The organism is Herpetosiphonaceae bacterium (assembly GCA_036374795.1).
Lineage (GTDB): Bacteria > Chloroflexota > Chloroflexia > Chloroflexales > Kallotenuaceae > LB3-1.
In genome coordinates this window covers 1-22305 of record DASUTC010000077.1, presented here as the reverse complement: position 1 = coordinate 22305, position 22305 = coordinate 1, and the positions used below count along the sequence as shown (strand labels likewise).

Sequence of the window (22305 nt, the reverse complement as noted above, 5' to 3'; positions counted from 1 at the left end):
AGCGTGCTCTTGAATACATCAGGCTTTGTTGCACCGAGCAGTTGTGCTTACGCGCTTACACTGCCAGCTCTGTCGCCATCGCCGAGCGTCGGTGTGCGCTTGCTGCGCGGCCAGATCTGCCAGCACGCGATCAGCGTGTAGTAGCCCCAGACCCACCAGATCGAAAACGGCTGCAACGTGGTGTACGCGCCAGGCACGCGCGCCAGCAGCGCCGAGACGACGATCAGCCAGTGCAGGAAGGGCCATGCCAGCAGCGCCAGCACTTGCCCCAGCGGGAGCCAGAGCAGGCCCGCCACGGTTGCGATCGAGCCGGTCAGCATCGCGTAGGGCACCGCGGGCAGCATCAGCACGTTGGCGAGCGGCGCGATCAGCGAGAGCCGCCCGAAGTGGTAGAGTAAGATCGGCAGCGACAGCAGCGAGGCCGCCAGCGTCGCCGTCAGCGGCTCGACCGCCCAGCGCAGCCAGGGCCATGAGAGCGGACGATGCGCCGAGAGCACGTCTTCGATCGGGCGGGCGAAGGCGAATAGCCCGGCGGTGGCAAGCGCGCTCAGTTGGAAGCCAATATCCCACAGCACGTTGGGGTCATGCAGCGCCATCGCCGTGCATGCGACCAGCAGGCTGGTCCAGGCTTCCGACTCGCGATCGACCAGGGTGGCGACGACGACCAGGCTGCCCATGACCGCCGCGCGTACCACCGAGGGCGTCGCGCCAACGAAGAGCACGTAGAGCGCGATCATCGGCAGGCTGATCAGCGCCGCGCGCTTCCGGCTCACGCCCCACTGCGCCAGCAGACCGGCAATCCCGGCGATAATAACTGAGATATTCCAGCCTGAGATCACCAGGATATGCGAGGTGCCCGTCGCGGAGAAGGCATCCAGCACCTCTGGAGGAATGGTCGATTGCACGCCCAGCAGGATGCCCACAAGCAGCGAGGCGTGCGGCTCCGAGATCAGATGCAGCGCTGTGGTCCGCGAACGATCGTTGAGGCCGAGCGCCGTTCGCTGCCACCATGATCCGCCGCCCTCGGGCAGCAGCGCCAGCTTAGGCTTTTGCATTACAGCGTACACGCCATGCCGCGCCAGATACCCGCGATAGTCGAAATCGCCGCTCGACTCTGGCTGCTCCAGGCGGCCTTCCAGCCGCACACGCTGGCCGTAGCGCAGCTCCGGCACGGGCGGCAGGCCAAGCAGCACGCTGCCCGCAACCGCGCGTGTGGTGCCGTCGAGCGTCAGCGCCTCCGCCTCGATCACCGCGCTCTGGCGATCCTCGCGCCGATCCGGCTGCTGCGCGACCACGCCCGTCACGACGACCTTCTGCCCGGCATACGCCCACACGCTCGACGCGGTTGTCACGGGCTGCGCGTAGGCAATCCGCGCCGCGCCGAGCAGCAGAGCGGCCACGAGCAGGCACGGCATGCGGATGTCGCGCCGCGACCACCAGAGGATGCTCAGCGCAACAGAAGCGCCCGCGACCAGCGCTAGCGGCTGTGCGGGCAGGTCCAGATGATCGCCGACGACGATCCCGACAAGAAAAAGGATGCAAAACCAGATCAACGGCATGGCAGGCTACGCTCAGTAGTAGGACGAGTACAAGAGTGAGCAGGCGTTGCTTACCGCATCACGCCGACCTTGATGTTATTTCGTGGGGGTTGACCCCCACACCCCCGGCCTGACGGCGGCGTTGCTTACCGCATCACGCCGACCTTGATGTTACGGAAGCGGGCGGGCGCGGCACCGTGGCCGGTATGGCCGATCTGCATCGGCTGGCCTTTGCCGCAGTTGGGCGTGCCCCACACGACCCAGTGGTCGGCGTTGCACACGGCGTCGCATGCGCCCCAGAATTGAGGCGTCATCCCCTGGTAGGTTGGATTTTTGAACATACGCCCGAGCTTGCCATTCTTGATCTCGTAGGCAAGCTCACAGCCGAACTGGAAATTGAGCCGCTTATCGTCGATCGACCAGCTTCGATTAGTCAGCAGATACAGCCCGTCGTCGGTGTCGGCGATCAGATCGTCCAGCGTCCAGGTGCCCGGCAGCAGGTTGACATTGGTCATGCGGATCATCGTCAGCCGGTTCCAGCCCTCCGCCCGCGAGCAGCCGCCCGACCGGGGCATCCCGATCAGCGCCGCCGTCTGCCGGTCGGTCAGGTAGCCGCCAAAGATGCCGTTCGTCACCACATCAATGCGCTGCGCGGGCACGCCCTCGTCGTCGTAGCCGAAGGTGCCCAGACCGCCGGGCAGCGTCGCGTCCGCCGTCATATTGACGACATCCGAGCCATAGCGATAGCCGCTGTTGAGCTTATCGAGCGTCAAGAAGCTCGTTCCCGCAAAGGCCGCCTCCATGCCCAGCACCCGATCCAGCTCGATCGGATGGCCGCACGACTCGTGAATCTGGAGCGCGGTCTGCGGCCCGTCCAGAATCAGCGTCATCACGCCGGAGGGACATTGCGGAGCCTTCAGCAGCGCCACAGCCTCCTCCGCCACGCGCCGGGCGTTGGCTGGCAGATCGTACTCGCGGGTCAGCTCCCAGCCCTGCGCCATCCAGTGGCCGAACGAGTTGGGATACGACCGCACCTGAACCTCGTCGTCGTCGACCGCCGTTGTCTCGAAGCCTAGCCCGCTCTGGGTGATCGTCTGCTCGATATACGAGCCCTCGGTCGAGGCAAAGACTTTTTCTTCACGCCAGGCGCTCAGATTGCCTTGAATGATCGCGATCCCCGGCACGGCCCGCGCCTCGTCGTTGGCGCGCATCAGGTAATCGATCTTTTCGTCGAATGAGACGCTGAACGGATCGCGCTCGATCGGCGTGGCATAGCGATCCTGGATCGCCTGCGTGGGTGCCAGCACCACCGGACGCTTGCCGACTCGCGCGCTGGCTTTGGCGATTGTCACGGCTTGCGCCGCCACGCGATCGATCTCTTCGGCTGTCACCGTGCTGCTGGCGGCAAAGCCCCACGCGCCGTTGGCGATCACACGCACCCCGAAGCCGTAGCTTTCGTCCTGCACCAATCCCTCGACGATGCCGTTTTTGACGCTCAGATCTTCGCTGCGGCGACGCACAACCCGAATATCGGCGTGGGACGCGCCCTGGTGTTGCGCGGTGTTGAGTGCGCGATCCGTCAAGTCTCTCATGATCGATGTCCTTTTAGCAACAGCATCTCGCTCGCGACCCACGCCGAGCGGAGATCGCGCTGCTGGAATCGTACGCTCAGCAGGCGCAGTTTACTCGATCGCCAGGGGATCGCCAAGGCGCACCGTGCCGCTCTCCAGCACACGGGTCAGCGTGCCGCGCCGCTCGCGCAGTTGCTCTTTCAGCCCGGCACGCACCGTCTCTAGCTCACCACAGACTGTACACGGCCCGGTCACTTCGAGGAGCGCGCCGCCAACCCGCACCTGCTGGCCCGGCTTGAGGGCGTTGACATCCATGCCTCGGATCGTGATATTCTCGTTGAGGTCGCCCGGCTGGAGATCGACCGATTGTAGTGTTGCTTCGTCGATGAGCAACACCTGTCGTTTAGAACCGGCTCGCGCCTTGCGATCGTCCTTCAGCCCCCAGTCTGCAATAATTTCTGTCTCGGCCAGCGGCAGCATACCCGTGTGACGCTCTTTTGAGATAAAGATGCCGCAAACTTCTGCTTGTCGTGTCATACGAATCGCACCAATGGCTACAAGAACACAGACGATGGATACGTAATCTGCTTCTGCTCACGATTGTAGCACGCTGTGCGAATCTCGTTGAAGCATCCGCTAAGCCCAGCGGACGTTTTCTTCCGCCTCGTGAGGCTGCGCGGATTCTCGTAAGATCTGCGCGCCAGCCAGCAGCATATCTTGCATCAGCACCAGCACGGCAGAGCGCAGCGACTCCGGCAGCCGCGACCAGGCCTCCAGGCGCTGCCGCCGATCGGGGAGCGCTGCGATCCGCTGCAGGATGATCGTCGTGTCTTCGCTGGGCGTGTCCAGCTCGCCTGTTGCCACGAGCATATCCTCGCGCGGTATGCCCAGCACGATCTCCAGCCTCCGCAGCGTCTCCGGACGCGGGCGGGTAATCCGCCCACTTTCGACCATTCCGGTGTAGCCGGTTGACATGCCGATCGCCTCATCGACCTGAACCTGGGTCAGGCCGCGCGCCTCACGGGCCTGCTTGACCAACCGCGCCAGCGACTTGATCGGCGCGACCGGGTCGTTTGAGTCGGTCTGCGGTCGCAAATAGCCGATCGCCCTGAGCAGCGTTTCCTCGCTCACATGCAGCTCGCGCGACAGCGCGGCGAGCACATTCGGCGATGGTGTTGCAATCCGTGCATGCTCGATGTGAGCGATATAGGCGGAAGAAACACCGACACGAGCGGCTAAGCTGCGCATAGTATAGCCCAGCGCCGTCCGACGGTGAGTCACAAGTTCTGCTAATGAAGAGTACATGCGCGCGCCAGTCACTACAGCTTAGGGGGTGCCCGGTGTAACGACGCCGCGAGGGGAACAGCGTCCGTGTGTCACGAACCAAATCCAACAAGTAGTAGCGAATCCTCCTTTACGATATAGGATCGTAGAATGCCCTATGACATAACACCAAGTATGCCTTGCAGCGCTACTTGGTGTCGATCGAGCCTAGAGCCATGCCTGCTGTAGGTAGCTCGACCACAGCCGAATAGCATAGCATGTTTCTTGATGCAGCCGCAGGATGACAGGCCCGACGATTGTGCTATGTCAGACCTAACGATCGGTTGAGTCGCTCCCAATCCATATGTTCTGCCGCCAGTGTTTGAAAGCGTTCGTGCTTGGCGCCGCCGAACCGCAGGTGTCCTATCAACGACTCAAGCCGCTGGATGGTTGTCAGCGTATCGTCGGATGTCATCAAAATAGCAACGTTGCGCCGCGATGCCCGGTCCAGCACTGTCATCGGCGGATGCATGTTGCCGGTCAGGATCAGGCAGGATGTCGATGTTTCGAGCGCCGCGATCTGAATATCCGAGCGATCACCGCCCGTGACGACGGCCTTGTTGCGCTTGCGCCGGAAGAAGCTCAGCGCGCTCTCGGCGCTCATCGCGCCCACCGAGAGATTTTCGACCAGCCGCTCCTGATCGCCGGGGCTGACGACATTCGCATTGATATGCGCGGCGACCTCGTTGACGGTCGGCGCTTCGATCTGCGCTTCGTGGGGGATGACGCCGATCACCGGGATCTGTGAGCGCTCAAGAAACGGCACAACCGTGCCATGCACATAGTCAAGCTGCGACGGAAACACTTGATTCAGCACCACGCCGAGCAGGCGCTGCCCAAGATAGCGACGCACTGAGGTGATGATGTCGACGGCGTTGATCGTGCGGAAGCGGGTGACCAGCAGCACGGGCGCGTTGAGCATATCGCTGACCTGATCCGCGCTCAAGTCAAGCAGCGCGCCCTCGGCCCAGGTGTTTGCGCCTTCCAGCACAACCATCTGTTTGCCGTCGGCAACCGCATCGTAAGCTGCTTGAAGCTGGGCGCGAAAATCTGGCTTGTCGCCGTGGAGCACGCCTTCGATGACACGAGTTGTCGCTAAAATCGGCGCGATCTGCTCAGGTGCTTCGGGAAGGTTGAAGAGGGTACGCATAAGCTGCGCGTCTTGATCGAGCGCGCCGGTTTCGGTCTGAGTTGCGGCGACGCTCACGGGCTTCATGTAGGCGACGGCTAGACCTTGCGCGCGGAATTGGGCCAGCAACACAGCGCAGATCGCGCTCTTGCCGACAAACGTTTCAGTTGATGCGACATAGAGGGTTGCCATGGCAGGCCCCTTTCATCCTTATGAATGCTTAATATGCGATATTTGTCACAAGATCATCAATCGGATTGGAGAATAATCCGCGCATCCAGCACCAGCGCTCCCTGTCCCTGGTCATAGACCATCAACGGGTTGATGTCCATCTCGACAATTTCTGGAAAATCATTGACGAGCTGCGAGGTGCGCAGCAGCGTGTCGAGAATCTTGTCGAGATCGGCGGGCGGCTGTCCGCGAACGCCGCGCAAGATCGGAAACGAGCGAATCGCCTCGATCTGCTCGCGCGCCTCTTGTTTCGACAGGGGGGCTAGCCGGAACACGACATCTTTGAGCACTTCGACATAGATCCCGCCCATGCCAAATCCAATCAGCGGGCCTAGCTGCGGATCGCGCGACACGCCGACCAGACACTCGCGGCCTTTGGGTGCCTGCTGCTGCACCAGCACGCCGCGAATATCGGCGTTGGGCTGGTAGCGCCGTGCGCGGTACTCGATCAGCTCGTAGGCGTCGCGCACCTCGCTGGCGCTTTGCAGGCCAACGCGCACGCCGCCAATATCCGATTTGTGGAGGATGTCGGGCGACGAGATCTTGAGCACCACGGGATAGCCGACCCGGTTGGCGATCTCGACCGCCGCTTCGGGCGACTGTGCCAGCTCCGAGGCTGGCAGGCGCATGCCATAGGCCGCCATCACCTCGCGCGCCTCAAGCTCGCCCAGCTCAAGCCGTCCCTGTTCGCGCACCTCGGCAAAGGTCCGGCGCACACGCTCACGATCGACCTCGAACCCGACGTACTCGCCCACCGGCTGCTCTCGCCAGCGCTGGTACTGGACCATCGCCCGGAGCGACGCGACCGCCCGCTCCGGGAACGGGTAGTTCGGGATCTGACGGTCGTTCAAGATCTTGAGCGCTTCTGTCAAGCTCTGCTGGCCCATAAACGACGCCACCACGGGCTTGCGCGGCTCCGGCTGCGAATCGGCCAGCTCGGCGATCAGCGCGGCGGTTTCCTCTACATCGCTTTGAGCCTGCGGCGTGAGCAGCACCAGCACCGCGTCCACGTTCGGATCGGCAAGGGCAGCCTGGATGCCTATCCGGTAGCGATCCGAGCGTGCGTCGCCAATAATATCGATCGGGTTATACACGTTGGCGGTCGGTGGCAGCTGCGCCTGCAACTGCTGCACAGTCGTCGGCTCGAAGCGCGCAAGCTGCAAGCCCGCGTTTTCGATCGCATCGGTCGCGAGGATACCCGGCCCGCCCGCGTTCGTGACGATCGCGATCCGATCGCCCCGGATCAACGGCTGGTAAGCAAAAATCAGCGCCTGATCGAAGACATCCTGCATCGTCGCCGCGCGGATAATGCCGCTCTGCCGGAACGCGGCCTCATAGGCGCTCTCGGAGCCTGCCAGCGAGCCGGTATGCGACGAGATCGCCCGCGAGCCTGCGGCGGTCGTCCCCGACTTGATCGCGATGACGGGCGTTTGCCTGGTGACACGCCGGGCGACTTCCATAAACTCAGGGCCGCGCGAGATGCCTTCCAGATAGGCCAGAATGACGCGCGAGTGCGGATCGTCGCTCCAGGCCTGGAGCAGCGCTACCTCGTCAACGTCGGCCTTGTTGCCCAGCGACACAAAGCGCGAAAAGCCAATGCCCTGCGCGACCGACCAGTCCAGAATCGCCGTGCAGATCGCGCCCGACTGTGACATGAACGCGATGCTGCCATGAAGCGGCATCAGTGCCGCGAACGAGGCATTCATCTGTGCCACGTTGTCGATCACACCCAGACAGTTCGGCCCGACCATTCGCATTCTATGCTGCTGCACGATCGCCAGGAGATCTTCTTCCAGCTTGCGGCCTTCGACGCCGACTTCACGAAATCCGGCGGTGATGACGATCAGTCCTTTGACCCCTTTTTGCCCGCACTCTTCGGCCACGCCCAGCACCGCCTGGGGCGGCACAACCAGCACCGCCAGGTCGGGCGTTTCTGGGAGCGCGGAGATTGAGGGATAGACAGTCTGGCCTAAGACCTCGTCTGCCGTCGGATGAATCGGGTAGAGCGCGCCGGGAAACTTGTTCTCGACGATATTCCTGAGCACGGTATGACCCAGTTTGCGCGCATCTGGCGACGCTCCGACAACGGCGATCGAACGAGGCGCGAAGATGGCTTCCAGCATGGGTACCAGCCCTCCGAACATGCCGATGACATTTTGGCAGATTCCCGCAAGCAATGTGCCGTCAACGTGCCAGATCGGCCATTCGCGAATATTTTTTCCAGATCTATACTATTAGTTGCATGATCCGGGTATCTCTGCGACAGCGGAAATGGAATGCTGTCATGCAGCCCAAGAGCAGAGTCTCGGCGGAGCCTCTGCACGCTCGCCTGACGGGCATTCGATGCATTTTTGACATTCGGCCTTGTTCTGACTACACTGGGCAGCTAATCCCGACATCGAGTACATTATGTGAGCGCCGATCTGCGCTGCCAGGCAGTGCTGTGCGCCGATCAGATATGCGTGAGTGGCAACCGTGAAGATTTGCATTATTGGCCCAACCTATCCGTACCGGGGCGGTATCGCCCACTACACGACGCTGCTGGTGAAGCATCTCCAATCCGCCGGGCATCAGGTCAAGCTCTACTCCTACACCCGCCAGTATCCCAAGTTTTTATTTCCGGGCAAGACCGATAAAGATCCCAGCGCCACGACGCTGCGCGTCGCCTGTGAGTATATCGTCGATCCGATTCAGCCCTTTAGCTGGTGGCGCGTCTACCGGCGGATTCGCCGCGACGCTCCCGATCTGCTGATTTTGCAATGGTGGGTGCCGTACTGGACGCCGAGCCTGGCCGCGATCTCGTGGCTGATCAAGCGCCGCACGAAGATCAAGCTGGTGTATATCTGCCATAACGTAACGCCGCACGAAGAGAGCGGCACGCTCGATCGGCGGCTGGCGTGGGTGGTGCTGCGGCGCGGCGATGCCTTTATCGTTCACTCCGAGCAGGATCGCCGCAAGCTGCTGGCCCTACTGCCGCAGCCGCAGGTCTGGCGCACCAATCTGCCAACCTATGAGGCGTTCCAGCAGCTTACCGCGCACGCTCGACCGTCGACCTCGATCCGCAAAACGCTCAACCTTGACGGCAAGCAGGTGCTGCTCTTCTTTGGCTTCGTGCGTCCGTACAAGGGGCTGGAATATCTGATCCACGCGCTGCCGCTGGTACGCGAAAATTTGCCGAATGCGCACCTGCTGGTCGTCGGAGAGTTCTGGAGCGGCAGGCAAGCTTACATGGCCTATGCCCGGCAAGCTGGGGTCGAGGACCAGATCACGGTCATCGATCAGTACGTGCCCAACGAGGATCTGCCCGACTACTTCGAGGCCGCCGATGTGGTGGTGCTGCCGTACGTCTCGGCAACTCAGAGCGCCGTTGTGCAGCTGGCGTTCGGCTTTGGCAAGCCGGTGATCACCACGCGTGTGGGAGGGCTTTATGAGGTGGTGCAGGATGGCTATAACGGGCTGGTGGTGCCGCCGCAAAACGAGGAGGCGCTGGCCGCCGCGATCGTGCGCTACTTCAACGAAGGGCTGGCAGAGCCGATGCGCGAGCATATCGCCGCCGAGCGCAACACGGGCCGATTTTCATGGCGCGAGGTGATCGAGGCGCTCGAAGCGATCGATCGGCAGGTTCGGGCGCGCTGAAGCATCCCGGAGGCCTGCCAACCCCGCGCAATCGAAGCTGGGCTGTAATGGCACGCGGCACCCGATGGTCGATATGATACTGTTGCCATACCTCACGCTCCCAACGCCAGCACAACACATGATCGATGTTGTAGATGGCCTGGAAACAGGGCGCAAGATGACATATCTTTTCGTGCATGCGCAGCACGCCCTGGCTTGACGCCAGATGAGCAACCAGGACCTCACGCCCTCGCCCAGACCTCTAGCTGCGGGTAGCGATCGGCGGTATACTGCGCGCGTACCGCCAGCCGCGCCAGCGCATGCGCTAGCCGCTGCGCAAGCAGGCCGCGACGGAAGCGAAACGGCAGCGGATACAGCCAGGCCCGGAAATAATCGGCAGAGAGCGGCGGCGTGGAAGCTTTGTCTACCGTGACGCTGGTAAAGCCACCGTCGCGCAGCAGCCCACGCAGCGCGGCAGGATCGAGCCACTGGAGATGCTCCAAAAAGCCAGTCGGGCGGCCCAGCAGCGCCAGGTAGCGGCGGGTCCACGCCTTGCCCAGCCCTAGCGGCACGAACACGCCATAGTGCGCCTCATAGAACGAGGAATAGTTGGGCGCTTGCGCGAAGAAGATGCCGCCCGGCTTTAAAACTCGGCGAATCTCGCGCAACGTCTGCGGCAGATCCGCCACATGCTCGATCGTTTGGAACGAGGCGATCAGATCCATGCTGGCGTCGGGAAGCGGTAGCGCCTCTGAGGGTGCCTGGATCAGGCGCAGCGCTACCTCGTTATCGGCGAAGAGGCGGCGGGCCGTGCGCAACGACGCCTGGTAGCGGTCGCTGGACGCTTCGACGCCGATCACATTCAGGCCCAGCGCACAGCCGACCAGCGTAAACAGACCCATGCCGCTGCCGATCTCCGCAAAGCGTGCATGTCGCGCCCGGTCCAATCCGATCCGCCCGACGATCTGCTGCCACTGGCGCAGGCGACTATCGAGCATCCAGTACGCCGCGACGCTGGACATCGCATCGCGGGAGCCGAGCTCGGCGGCGATTCGGTGGGCATGCTCGATCGACGTATCGAGCGTCGCGGGCGTCAGGCGAATGCGTCGCCCCTCGATCTCGCCCAGTAACACATCGTGCTTAAATGTTGGCATAGTGCGGCAGTATAGCAAAAAAGCGGCGCTGTGATGTCACAGCGCCGCCTCGACCGTGCTTGAAGAGCAGACTACGGAGTAGTGACGGCGATGCCGTTGTAGTCTTCGCCCGCCGGAGCGCCGCTGCCGTTCTGGACGCGGACAACTGCCGTCAACTGCGCGCCGCCATCGGCCAGGATGATCGCGCCGCCGCCGAATGCGTTGCCGAGGCAATCGGCGCCGCCGCCGTACTCGCCGAAGCGACCGCAGAGGTCAAGCGCGGCAGCCGTAGCGGCATCCGAGTTCTTCTTCGCGCCCGGAGCGATCGTGCCCAGGTTGTGGGTGCCGACCACCGTGCCGTCGCGGTTGATGTACTGCACGCGAACGTTGGTCGCGTCGGCGCCGCCGATGTTCTGGATCGCGATGAACGAGCGCTGGCGAGCACCGGAGTTATAGTTGGTGTCGTTCGACCAGCGAACGTAAGGCAGCGCCAGCTTGGCAGCGCCTGTTGTCGCGCCGAGGAACGCCGAGGTAACACCGCCGCCGTCGATCTTACCGACCGCAACCAGCGTGCCGGTGCCGCCGGTGCGCTCGATGACCGCCGAGCCGATCGAGTTGACCGGCATCTTGTCGCAGCCAAGCACGCTGCGCTTCGCGCCAGCAGCCAGCGTGAACGGGCCGTCGACGATATCGGGCTGGCCGGTGCGCTTGTAGACCACGCGGAAGCTGACGCTGTCGGTGGAGCTGGCGTTCTGGACCGCGTAGGCGTGGGTGTACTGAGCGGCGGTGTACTTACACAGCGCCGACGCCATATAGACCATCGCGCCGCTCTTCGAGGTGCCCTCGAAGCTCTTCGCGCCGTTGCCGTTGGTCTGAAGCTCGTTGACCGTGATCACGGTCTTGGCCGGGGTGGACGTGCCAGCCAGCTTCGCCTCGACGACCGCCGAGCCGTTGAAGGGCGAGGGAAGCGCCGCGATCTGGCCCGCGTCGAAGTACTTGGCGGCGTTCGCCGGAAGGTTCGCCGCTGTCGCCGTGTGGACCGGCGCGGCCGAGCCCGGTGTGTAGAACTTGACCGTCAGGTCAACCGGCTGCGCTTCGACGTTCTGCACCGAGAAGTAGGTGCTGTAGTTGAACTGGTTCTTCAGCACCGTCGCAACCAACTGCTGCGCCGAGGCATCCGCGCTGCTGAAGCCATTCGACAGCGGGCGGGTCGCAATGCCGCTGGCGAACTGCACGATCGTCGCGACGACCGGCTGATCCGCCGAGAGGACCGCCGAGCCCTTGAAGCCCGCGCCGATACCGGTAACGGAACCGACGGCCAGCGAGGTGCTCGCGCCCGGAGCCAGCGTGGTGGTAGGCGTGAACGAAACCGGCGAGCTGCTATTCTCGGCAAAGAAATCGAATTGGACGCTCGCAGGCGCGCTGCCCACGTTCTGGTACGTGATCGAAACCTGGAAGTTTGTGCCATATGCGGCAGCTTCCGCTGAGCCAGTCGGAACAACCGACCCAACCAGCGCCGCCGCCAACATGGCTCCGAACAGTTTACGCTTCATTACACCGACCTCCGAAACAATGACAGGTGTGGGTTGACGCTCTGGATTATAGAAGGATGATCTGCTCTTGCGCAATAGCTCTTTAGGGTGTGAGCCATACCTCTTTAGGGTACATAAGCTACTACCGTGATAAATCGATGATTGGATGAGCCGCAATAACTCGATTAAACGAGCTACTACTTTCGGGTTAACACGATTAAATAGCGCATCACAAAGCTGTATTTTGTGTATAGTGCTGCGCGGTGGGATCTTCGGGGCCAGGCCCCGGTAGTAGTCGTCTTTTGCCGACGGATGCTGCTTGCTGATGTGCCACAGATCGATAACACCCGCAATCACTCTTAAGGATGCGACGATTCAGGTTGTAAAGCTTGGGAGGCATCGCTATACTTACTCTCGCTAACGATACTAATCACACGAGGTACATCGACATGGTCGCTCGCACAACACTTGTTGTATTATCGCTCTTGCTCTTGCTGCTGACAGCCTGTAATACCAGCACGCCGGGTGTGGTGCAAGAAACCGGCCCAGCGCCGACGGCTCCCACGCCTAGCGCCGATAAGTCAACCTTCGCAGGCCGGGTGATCAGCAGTACCAATGAAGCGCCGATCAAAGAAACTGTCGTGCAGCTCGCGCAGATCTACCGCGACGCCAAGACGAACGAGGCGGTCTTTGCCCTCGATCTGGCGCGGGCACCCGGCTCCTACACCGATCAGAATGGCTACTTTGCGATCACGGATGTACCGCCCGGAGAATACGCGATCATCGTCGGGGATTACTACGGTACGAACGAGGTGGTGCAGGAGAGCGGCAACGCGCGCATCTTCAAGACGGAGGCAGGCAAAATCTTCAACGCCGGAGTAGTGCAGGTCAAACCGAACGTATCGCCGGGGAAGTAATGCGCTGAAACCCGATCGCAGACCGTTACCGCTCAAGCACTGCGCTTGAGCGGCTAGCGTTTAACGCCGATCAGCGTTTGATACAGCCGATCGTAGCCGCTGGCCGTATGCTCAAGCGTATAGCGCTGGACTTCGCGCCAGGCATTCTCTGCCATACGTCGCGCCTCGTCGCGCTGATCGAGCAAGCGGCGGATGGCGGCTGCCAGCGCCCGCGGCTGCCCGACCGGCACCAGCAGACCGGTCGCGCCGCTCCGCACCAGCTCACGGCTTCCTGGTATATCGGTTGCGACGACGGGGACGCGCGCCGCCATCGCCTCAAGGATCACCGTCGGAAAGCCTTCCCAGAGCGACGACGATACCAGCAGGTCGCTGCTCAGCAGAATCTCAGCCACATCGCTGCGCTGCCCGCAGAAGCGCACCGCGTCTGCAATACCCAGCGTCGCCGTCAGGGCTTGCAGATCGTCGAGGAGGCTGCCGGTGCCCACGATCCACAGCTCAGCATCGGGCACGTCGCGCAGCAGCTCAGCGGCGGCTTGCAGAAAGCAGACGTGTCCTTTCTGCTGCTCCAGCCGCCCGACGATGACGATCCGAGGCCGCGACGACCCACGCGGCGCGGCGACCATACTTGCCGCGCTCAGGCGCTCCACCAGCTTACGGCTGATGCCATTGTACAGCAGCACAGCGCGACGGCGAGCCAGGCGCGCGGCGGGACGCGCGTCCATCACCCGGCGAGTCGCCTCCGAGATCGCTACCTCGGCGTCGAAGATCCAGGGCAGGGCGGCAAGGTTGAGTAGCTGGCCCAGCCAGGGCCGCCTCTGCCACTGCTGATCGGTATGCATCGTGCGGACGATGCGCGGATGCGTCGGATGGCTCAGCTTGCTCCATAGGCAGAGCAGATCGCCGCGCTCGAAGTGGCTGTTGAGCACCAGCGGTCGGACCCGATCGAGCAGCAGGCCAAGCAGGGCGGCGGCGCGCAGCAGATCCGTCGAGAGACGGCCCCGCTGCTCGATCAAGATCGCGGTGCCGATGCCCTCGGCGTGCAGTTGCTCGCGCCAGCGCCGCTCCGAGGCCGTGCCGTAGCGCCACAGCCCGCAGACAAACGGCGCGTACCGGCTGCGATCGAGATGTCGCGCCAGTTGGATGCCGAACTGCGACGCGCCGCCCGACTGTTCTTCGGTGGCGAAGCCATCGACCAGTTGCAGCACAGGAATCAGTCGCTGCGGCATTACGCCTCCCGAACGCTGCGCCGGATCAGCTCCGGCAGCCGCTCTAGCGTCTTCTGTATTGCCGGGATGCGCCGGACGAGCCGCTCGCGGACACGTTCGCGCTCCGCCCAGAGCGCGTCGAAGGCGGCGCACAGCCGCTCGGCGGTGAGTGTATCGATGTCCAGCGCGTAACGCTCCAGGCCCAGCAGCTCCATAATCCCGACCGATTTATACAGGTAGCCGATCGCCAGCGCGGGAACGTAGCCGCTGAGCGCGAAGATCGCCGAGTGCATGCGCGTCGCCACCAGCAGATCCAGGCGGGCGTAGGCCGCTTTGAGCTGCTCCGGCGACAGCACCGCATCGATTAGCGCTACGCCGTCGATGCCCTGGGCCTGAGCCGCCGCCACGAGCCGCCGCGCAATCAGCCGATCGTCGTGGGCCGCATTAGGGCCGGTACACTGCGCGAAGAGCACCACACGCGCGTCGTAGTGCTGCCGGAGATGCCGCATCAGCGCCAGGATTGCCTGCTCATAGCCGTGCTGGTTGCCGAACTGCGGATTCTGGCGCTGCCAATCCATCAGCGTCAAACCGACCAGCGGCTTTCCCTCGGAGCTGCGAATCAGCTCGGGCATGTCAGTGTCCATGCGATTGAGCGGGGTAGCATCCGCCGCAAAGGCCAGATCGGGCAGGAGCAGCACGCGGCGGCGCAGCCCGATCTCGGCCAGCAGTTGCAGCGAGCGGTATTCGCGCGCCGCTGTCAGCGCGCTGTGCGAGAGCAGCCAGCGCAGCATGGCCCGCTGGATCGTACCCGGCAGCGGCCCGAACGATTGCGGCAGCAGCAGCAGGGGCTTGCCCATCAGCACCGCCAGCGCGATGCCGAGCCAGAGCCAGGCAAAGGCGATATTGGCAGCGTGCCGCGCGTAGAGATGCCCGCCGCCGATCACTACCACCAGATCGGCATCGTAGTAGGCCCGCATCAGCCCGCGCCGATCCGGCAGACGCGGCAGCGGCCTCAGCCCCGCCACACGGTACATCAGCGCGGCGTGTACCAGCCAGAGCGCGTAGAACGGCACCAGCGGCTTGCGCCAGTGCCACTCGCCCTGTGCGTCCACCCGCAGCACCCAGCGCATCAGCGAGCCGACGTAGCTCGCGCCAGCGGGCAGCAGATCCGATAGCTCGTCGTTGACCGTGATCGTCAGCGCGGCGGCGGGAAACGCGCGGCGCAAAACAGCCATCGTCTGCTCAAGGATCGCCAGATCGCCCGCGTTCTTGGGCGAGTGCGCGTTGAGAACGATGATCTTCATGCCGATCGATGCAGTGAGAACCACGCGCCGCCGCTGTAGGCCACCAGCAAAATGATCTCGGTCGCCAGGTTGACCCACGCGGCTCCTTCCAGGCCAAACACGGGAATGCAGATCGCGTTGGCGATGACGTTGACCACCGAGCCGACGGCCAGCAGCTTGGTGCGCAAGACCTGATCGTCGCGCGCGACCATCACCATCGCCGAGCAGAAGTTGAGGCTTTTGAAGAGCGGGATCAGGCACATAATCTGGAGCAGCGGCACGGCGGCCCGGTACTGCGTGCTAAAGACCAGATCGATGATCATGCCGGAGCCCCACCACAGCGCTGCGGCCCAGAAGAGGCCGTAGAGCAGACTCCCGATCACCGCCAGTCCGACCATCCAGCGGAACCCGCGTGAGTGAGGCTGGAGACGCGCGATCACCGGCAGCAATACCTGCCAGGCAACCGCCGGGACTAGAAACGTGGTGTTGACGATCAGCAGCGCCGGGTTGTACACACCCGCCCCGACCGCGCCGATCATAAACGAAACCATCGTCAGGTCGGCCTTGAGCGCCACGCTCGACAGCAGATCGGCGGCAAAGTAGGCCCGCGCCTGTTTGATCATGTCCAGCAGCCGCTGCGGCTTCCAGCGCAGCCCGTGCAAGCTGCGGCGCAACAGCCACATCAGCAGCCCGACGCCCAGGATGTCCGCCAGCAGCCGGTAGCCGGTCGCCGTCAGCAGCGGCGCGGCGGCGTTCCACAGCGCCAGCGTCAGCGCGATCGTCAGCGCGGGCACGATCATCTGGAGCAGCGCGGCGGCGCGGCTGCGAAGCTGTGCCCGCAGCGCGGTATGCGCGGTGGTCAGCAGCAGCTCGCAGGTCAGCCCGAACGCCGCAAAGATAATCGGCAGCTCAAGGCTGGTCTTGCCGCTCACCAGCAGGATCGCGATCGCCACGATCATCAGCCCGCCGGTCGCCAGCAGCCGCAGCGCCAGCACCTGGCTGATCACCGAGTCGAGGTCGCGGGCGCGGCCACCCTGATGCAGCAGCCACGTATCAAGGCCCAGGCTGGCGATCATCACTACCGGGCCGAGCAGCGCGTACAGCGTGGTGTACATGCCGAAGTCCGACAGGCTCATCAGCCGTGCAAGCGCAAACTGAGTCACGCTGCCAAGCAGCCGCGCGACCAACACGCCCGCGATTGCCACGCCGACGTTGAGCACCAGCCCGGTCGAGGCATGGCTGCGCCAGTTTTTGCGGGAAGCTGCGACAGACGAGGATGCTGATTGCATGAATTGCTTAAACCTTATCGCTTTCTTTCATCGAAAGATCAGAGTCAGGGCGCGACGGAGCATAGACCTCGGTCCAGCGCCCGCTCAGCCTGTGCCAGTCGTACTGCGCCGCCGCTGCTGTCGCCGCGCTCGCAGCCGCCCGCAGCCACGCAGGATCGTCGAGCAGGCGGCGAATCGTCGTGGCTAATGCCGTCGCATCGCCCGGCGCTGTCACGACGCCCGCGCCATGCGCCAGGAGCTGCCGTCGATCGCCGACATCGCCGGTGACGACGGGCACGCCCAGCGCCATGCTCTCAAAGATTTTGAGCGGCGATCGTGCGCGCGCAACGTCGTCGTCATGGACCGGATCGACGCTCAGCGCCGCGAGCGATAGATAGCCGCGCACGCTCTGCTGCGGCAACTGCCCGGTGAAGTGTACCCGATCTGTCAAGCCCATAGCGCGGACTCGTCGTCGTAGCTCCGGCAGATCCTCGCCGCCGCCGATCAGCAGCAGATCGAGATCGGGCAGGTCGGGGGCAAGCTGCGCGAACGCATCCAGCAGCAGATCGACGGGATGATTATGCAGCGCCAGCGTCCCGGCATAGGCGATCACCCGCCGACCGGCCAGTCCTAGCGCGGCGCGCAGCCCGGCGCTGGCAGCCGGATCTGGCCGCCTGAGCCGATCGAGATCGACGCCGTTGGGCACATAGACGACCCGCTCGATGCCGCGCCGCCGCATCCGCTCCGCCAGAAACCGCGTGTTAACGGTGACACCCGCAGCCAGACGCGGCAGCAGCGATTGCCAGAAGGCAAAGACCGCGCGCTGCCAGCCTGCGCTGAAGCGGTTGCTGCCAACCTCGTCGTCGTCACAGTCGACGTAGAAGCGACGACCGCGCAGCAGCACGGCTACCAGCGCGGCAAGGCCGTTGACCGGCTGGGGCTTGCCCAGGTGATAGACGTCGGCGGGCGAGCACAGCATGCCCCAGATCATGCCGAGCGTCGAGCCAATCAGTACGCGCAGCAGTTGCAGGGCATTGAAGCGCACGGGCACGCTGCCGCTTTTGCGCGCGTGCATCTGCCCGACGTACCAGACCTCGACGCCATCGCGCACGAAGCGGCGCTGCGGGCAGCCCGCAAGATCGGGATGCAGCGCCAGAATCCGCACCGAGTGTCCGCGCCGCGCCAGCCCACGCGCGATCTGAAAATAGCGCACGCCGCTGGGCCGCTCGATGCCCATCGTGATCGGCAGCACAATCCTCATCAGCGCATCCCGCGCATAGCAACCATTGGCTGTGGTTTCATTGGTTATGGTACGTCATCGCATTGATCCGATCGGCAAATCAACAACCGCTACTGACGCGGCAGCCAGATCGTCGAGAGCGCCTGGTACGCCTGCATCTCGCCGGAGTAGCTATCCGCTCCCGCTTTGCCGCCCAGCACGACGATCGATACGTCCTGCTGCACGACGCCCGGCTGGCTGCCGATCGCCTGGGACGGACCCGCGAAGGGCTGCCAGTTGTCGGCGCGCGCATTATACTTGAGCGGCTCCGCGCCCCTGGGATCGCCGCCGAGCACATGGATGATCGAAAGCGCCACGGCTGAGCCGAAGCGGCTGCGTGGCTGCGGCAGCGGCGCGCGACGTGCCCAGGGCTGCCCGCCCTCTTGGGCTGGCGTGTAGACCTCGTTGTTGGCAAGCGGCCCCGCCTGGCTCTCGCCGCCGAGCACATAGATGCTGCCCTCGACTACACCTGCGTCGGCAAAGGCGCGGGCGGTCGGCATCGGCGTGCGCTCGCGCCAGCTTGCGCGCTCAGGATCGTACTCGAAGACCTCGCCGCGATAGGCGCTGCCGTCCCAGCCGCCAAACAGATAGAGCTTGCCCTCAAGCGCAGCCAGGGCATAGGCGCTGCGCGGCTGCGGCAGGTCGGGCAGGGTTTCCCATGCCTCCGCGCTCGGATCATAGCGCTCGAAGGCGGTCGTAATATCTTTGGGATCGTTCGAGCGCCGTCCGCCGGGCACGTACAGCTTGCCGCCGAGCACCACCGCGCGCACATCGGCGACGGCGGTCGGCTTTTTACTTAGCTCGGCCCAGGTCCTCAGGCTGGCATCGTAGCGCTCGATGCTATCGAGCACGCCCGTGGTATTTTCCCCGCCGATCACATACAGCCGCTCGCCGCTGCTGGCAATGGCGAAGCCAGCTCGCGCGGTACTGGCGGCGGGCAATGTCATCCAGCGCGCCTGCTCGGTGCTGGCCTCCGGCTCCACGGTTGGGCTAAACCAGCCCAGAGCAAAGGCTGCGGCCAGGATCAGCCCGATCAGTGCAGCGCCGATCAGCACCGGCAGCAGCCATCGGCTGCGCTGCGTAGGTTTTGTGATGGTTGGCAATCGAGCGGATGCGTGGCCGGGGACGACAAGCTCCGTAGCGACGGGCTGCTCAAGCGCGGGCAGCGGCGGCTGCTCAAGCGGCGGGATGACCTCGACGATCACGTCGGGCGGTGCTGTCGTCTCAGTCGCCAACTCCTCGGCGGTCGGCGCGGAGAGCAGCGCTGGCTCGGCTCGATCGACAGCGACAATCCCGGCGCGGACGGCGTACATCGTCGCCTCTGTCCGCGATGCGACGCCGATCTTGCTGAAGACGTTGCGCAGATGGACCTTGACGGTGTTGACGCTGATGCCGAGCTGATTGGCGATTTGTTGATTGGACAGCCCGCTGGCGACAAGCCGCAGAATTTCGCGCTCGCGCTCGCTGAGCTGATTCGACTCATTGATCATGGCATTGCTACGGTCACTGCTCACCGCTGCACCTTTCGGACGATCGATGATGACACACCTTCCCGACAGCGTCAAGATGTGGCGCGGACGGCGAAGATCGTTACGCCGTTCGCGTCGTAGATCGGTGTAAACATCGGATCGCCAAAGAGCATATCGGCTTTGATCGGCCCCGACTGGTTGCCGCCGACATACACATGCGAGATCCGCTCGTCGCGAACAAGCTGCTTCAGCTGCTCCGGCTGGTCGATCTTCACCTCGCTGATCCGCCGGTTGAGCGCCTCGACCGCCTGCCTATACTCAGGCTTGCCATAGACATACAGCGCGGGCGGCGCTGTCACCCAGCGTCCGGCGATCGGCAGCAGCCACCAGCCGCCATCGGTGCCCCTGTACGCTCCGTTCAGCCAGAAGGCGCTGTTGACCAGAAAGCGCGCATCTTGCGGCGTGTTCTCGGCTGCCCATGCCAGCGCATCGATGTCGGCGGGCCGCACCAGGACCGTCGCCTGATTGACAACGCTGCGCAGTTGCCAGGTGCCGAACACGGCGATGCCCACAAAGCCCGCCGCCAGCGCGTAGCGCGTCCACAGCCTGCGCGCGCCGGGCATGACACGCAGCAGCCACCATGCCAGCTGGTTGACGCCATACGCCACCAGGACGCTCACCGGCAGAAAGAGCATGATGATCACCGAGTGGTTGTTGATAAACCACGAGGACGGCAGCCCGACGATCGCCGGATTCGCCAGCAGGAAGAGGATGCCGATCCAGGCCGCCGTGGCTATCACTCGTAAACGCCACGCCAGCAGCGCCAGCAGCGTGCCGAGTCCGGCCAGGCCGTACAACACGCGGTTGTTGCCGTAGTTCAGCAGCGCCCAGTCGATGCCGTTATAGTCGCCGCTCCCGGTCAGTCCTGAGGGCGCGACCGCGTACGGGATCAGGACGCGCCGGAGCATCTCCAGCACCCACGGCGCGACGATCAGCGCCGCAAGACCGCCGACAAGCGCGAAGCGCAGCGCCAGGCTGCCGACGCTGCCCGGTCGTCGGAGCGCCAGCAGCAGCCCGTACGGCACCATGAACGCGCCGTAGAAGACTAGCACCCGGTAGTGGATCAGCATCAGCCCGCTCAGCAGCAGCGCGGTCGGCACGATCAAGCGCCACGACCAGCGCGGCTGCTCGGCCAGCGCGATCGAGCCGATCAGCAGGCCCGGCAGCACCAGCAGGCCCGTAAGCTGCGTGTAGCGGCCCCAGGTGACATAGTATGCCGGCATCAGCGAGAGCAGCCCCGCCACCACGGCGGCGATCAGCCCCGCACGCGGCGAGCGCAGCATGAACGCGCCCAGGCCATACGCGACGACGGCGATCAGCGCGTTCAAGATCTGGCCGCTCCACAGCACGCCTTGCAGCAGCGGCAGATACGCGATCTCGGTCCACGCCGCCACGATGGTGTGATAGCCCCAGTGGTAGCGGATCTGGTCGATTGGCAGATACGGCTCAAGCGAGGTTGGGATACGCCCGCTCTCGCTCACGATCCGCACCAGCAGCGTATGGTGCAGCGAGTCCACCCACAGCGGCGCGACGATGCCCCGGATCTCAAGCGCCCGCGTCAGTCCTACCAGGCCAACTACCAGGCTCCAGCCCGCTACCAGCCAGCGCGGCGGCAGTGGCCGCTGCCGCGCACGCAGCCAGCGCCATGCCGCCAGCAGCGCCACGCCGATCGCCTGCATCGTCAGGATCGGCGCGGTCAGGCGCAGGCCAAGCGTGCTACTCCACAGAAAGAGGATCGGGATCAGGCTGAGGCTCAGGCCAAGCCAGAGTGCCGGAGCGACGAAGCGCGGTAGTCGTAGGTCGGCGTCGGCCAGCGACCACAGCAGGTAGCCCGGCGCAAAAAGCACCAGCCCACCGACGACCGATAAGCGCCCGATTGGCCCTGCGATCGACAGTGCCAGCCCCAGCGCAATCAAGATCAAGGGCACGCGGGCACGTGAAAACACAGGTGATAGCTCCAGAAATAGTGCAATTGATCGTCTCTGCCAGTCGGACGCTAAGTATACCAACCTGCCGCCGGTTTCGCTACGATCGCCGCCGCGCAAAATAAACGGGCTGGCACGCAGCCAGCCCAAACCTTTCGATGCTTGCGGGGAGCCGCGCTAGGGCAAGTAGCGCATCGGATTGACCGCCTTGCCGTTGAGCTTGACGGTAAAGTGCAGATGAACGCCGGTCGAGTATCCGCCGCCTCTGCGGTCGTAGGTGCTGCCCATCAGCCCGATCCGATCGCCAGCGTTGACGTACTCGCCGTTGCTGACGTTTGGCCGCGACGCCAGGTGCCCATACTCGGTCACGAAGCCATCGCCGTGGTTGATCTTGACGCAGTAGCCGTAGCCGCTGCACCAGCCCGCCGCGATCACCCTGCCGCCACGCGCGGCCCGAATCACGGTGTTTTTGCGATTGGCGATGTCGATGCCGTTGTGGAAGCGGCCAACCTTGAAGTTGCGATAGCCAAAGCCCGATGTCAGATCGCCGACTGTCGGCCAGACCCAGCGATTGCTCGGCTTCGGCTTGGGCTTGGGTGTTGGCTCCGGGGTGGGCTGCGGCGTCGGCTCCGGGGTGGGCTGCGGCGTCGGCTCCGGCTGCGATTCCGCTGGCGGCGCGGGCACGATCGAGATCTCCGGCGTCGGCAGGGGCGGAATCTCGATCGCGGTCGGCACCTGATCGGCGATCCCATCCTCGACGCCCAGCAGATCGGCGGCGATCCAGCCCTCGGTGCCGTTCGACGTGCGGATCTGGAACCAGTTCTCAT

17 protein-coding genes are annotated in these 22305 nt (G+C 64.0%); 2 read left to right on the top strand and 15 right to left on the bottom strand.

The features are described 5' to 3' along the window. Nucleotides 1-47: 47 nt before the first annotated feature. The 6 genes from VFZ66_05305 to VFZ66_05280 all read right to left on the bottom strand — a co-directional run bounded on the left by VFZ66_05305 (nt 48) and on the right by VFZ66_05280 (nt 7915). Nucleotides 48-1559 carry a ComEC/Rec2 family competence protein gene (locus VFZ66_05305; protein HEX6288585.1) on the bottom strand — a complete coding sequence of 504 codons (1512 nt, stop codon included), beginning with the start codon at nt 1557-1559 and terminating at the stop codon, nt 48-50. A gap of 125 nt (nt 1560-1684) precedes the next feature. Continuing rightward, nucleotides 1685-3130 carry a TldD/PmbA family protein gene (locus VFZ66_05300; protein ID HEX6288584.1) on the bottom strand — a complete coding sequence of 482 codons (1446 nt, stop codon included), beginning with the start codon at nt 3128-3130 and terminating at the stop codon, nt 1685-1687. Between the two features lie 90 nt (nt 3131-3220). Further along, a complete protein-coding gene (locus VFZ66_05295; protein HEX6288583.1) occupies nt 3221-3646 on the bottom strand; it encodes an MOSC domain-containing protein in 426 nt (141 codons plus the stop codon). Nucleotides 3647-3745: 99 nt separating this feature from the next. Then, entirely contained in the window at nt 3746-4390 is a 645-nt protein-coding gene (locus VFZ66_05290) for a helix-turn-helix transcriptional regulator (GenBank protein ID HEX6288582.1), read from the bottom strand. 304 nt (nt 4391-4694) lie between these two features. Beyond that, nucleotides 4695-5753 (bottom strand): phosphotransacetylase family protein, encoded by a 1059-nt coding sequence (locus VFZ66_05285; protein HEX6288581.1) that lies wholly within the window; start codon nt 5751-5753, stop codon nt 4695-4697. A gap of 56 nt (nt 5754-5809) precedes the next feature. Then, complete coding sequence (locus VFZ66_05280) at nt 5810-7915, bottom strand: acetate--CoA ligase family protein (GenBank protein ID HEX6288580.1); 2106 nt, start codon at nt 7913-7915, stop codon at nt 5810-5812. A 352-nt stretch (nt 7916-8267) separates the two neighbouring features. Between VFZ66_05280 and VFZ66_05275 the strand changes: the two genes are divergently transcribed. After that, nucleotides 8268-9428, top strand: a complete 1161-nt coding sequence (locus VFZ66_05275) for a glycosyltransferase (protein HEX6288579.1) — start codon at nt 8268-8270, stop codon at nt 9426-9428. Between the two features lie 221 nt (nt 9429-9649). Here VFZ66_05275 and VFZ66_05270 read toward each other — a convergent pair whose 3' ends face one another. Continuing rightward, the gene (locus tag VFZ66_05270) at nt 9650-10561 is read right to left on the bottom strand and encodes a class I SAM-dependent methyltransferase (protein ID HEX6288578.1); all 912 of its coding nucleotides are present in this window, start codon (nt 10559-10561) and stop codon (nt 9650-9652) included. A gap of 71 nt (nt 10562-10632) precedes the next feature. Then, the gene (locus VFZ66_05265) at nt 10633-12093 is read right to left on the bottom strand and encodes a hypothetical protein (GenBank protein HEX6288577.1); all 1461 of its coding nucleotides are present in this window, start codon (nt 12091-12093) and stop codon (nt 10633-10635) included. Nucleotides 12094-12521: 428 nt separating this feature from the next. On the opposite strand from VFZ66_05265, the gene VFZ66_05260 reads away from it, so the two are divergent. After that, nucleotides 12522-12989 (top strand): hypothetical protein, encoded by a 468-nt coding sequence (locus VFZ66_05260; protein ID HEX6288576.1) that lies wholly within the window; start codon nt 12522-12524, stop codon nt 12987-12989. Between the two features lie 53 nt (nt 12990-13042). Here VFZ66_05260 and VFZ66_05255 read toward each other — a convergent pair whose 3' ends face one another. From VFZ66_05255 to VFZ66_05225, 7 genes are all read right to left on the bottom strand, one after another. Continuing rightward, nucleotides 13043-14215, bottom strand: coding sequence for a glycosyltransferase family 4 protein (locus tag VFZ66_05255; protein HEX6288575.1), 1173 nt, complete (start codon nt 14213-14215; stop codon nt 13043-13045). Then, entirely contained in the window at nt 14215-15498 is a 1284-nt protein-coding gene (locus VFZ66_05250; protein HEX6288574.1) for a polysaccharide pyruvyl transferase family protein, read from the bottom strand. The genes VFZ66_05255 and VFZ66_05250 overlap by 1 nt, the downstream gene beginning before the upstream one ends. Beyond that, entirely contained in the window at nt 15495-16766 is a 1272-nt protein-coding gene (locus VFZ66_05245) for an oligosaccharide flippase family protein (protein HEX6288573.1), read from the bottom strand. Before VFZ66_05245 ends, VFZ66_05250 begins: the two co-directional genes overlap by 4 nt. A 7-nt stretch (nt 16767-16773) precedes the next feature. Beyond that, nucleotides 16774-18006: a glycosyltransferase family 4 protein gene (locus VFZ66_05240; GenBank protein ID HEX6288572.1), complete on the bottom strand. Its 1233-nt coding sequence runs from the start codon at nt 18004-18006 to the stop codon at nt 16774-16776. A gap of 89 nt (nt 18007-18095) precedes the next feature. Continuing rightward, nucleotides 18096-19538, bottom strand: a complete 1443-nt coding sequence (locus tag VFZ66_05235; GenBank protein HEX6288571.1) for a LuxR C-terminal-related transcriptional regulator — start codon at nt 19536-19538, stop codon at nt 18096-18098. Between the two features lie 47 nt (nt 19539-19585). Then, complete coding sequence (locus VFZ66_05230; GenBank protein ID HEX6288570.1) at nt 19586-21499, bottom strand: hypothetical protein; 1914 nt, start codon at nt 21497-21499, stop codon at nt 19586-19588. A gap of 156 nt (nt 21500-21655) precedes the next feature. Further along, a partial coding sequence (locus VFZ66_05225; protein HEX6288569.1) for a peptidoglycan DD-metalloendopeptidase family protein occupies nt 21656-22305 on the bottom strand: 650 nt, incomplete at its 5' end.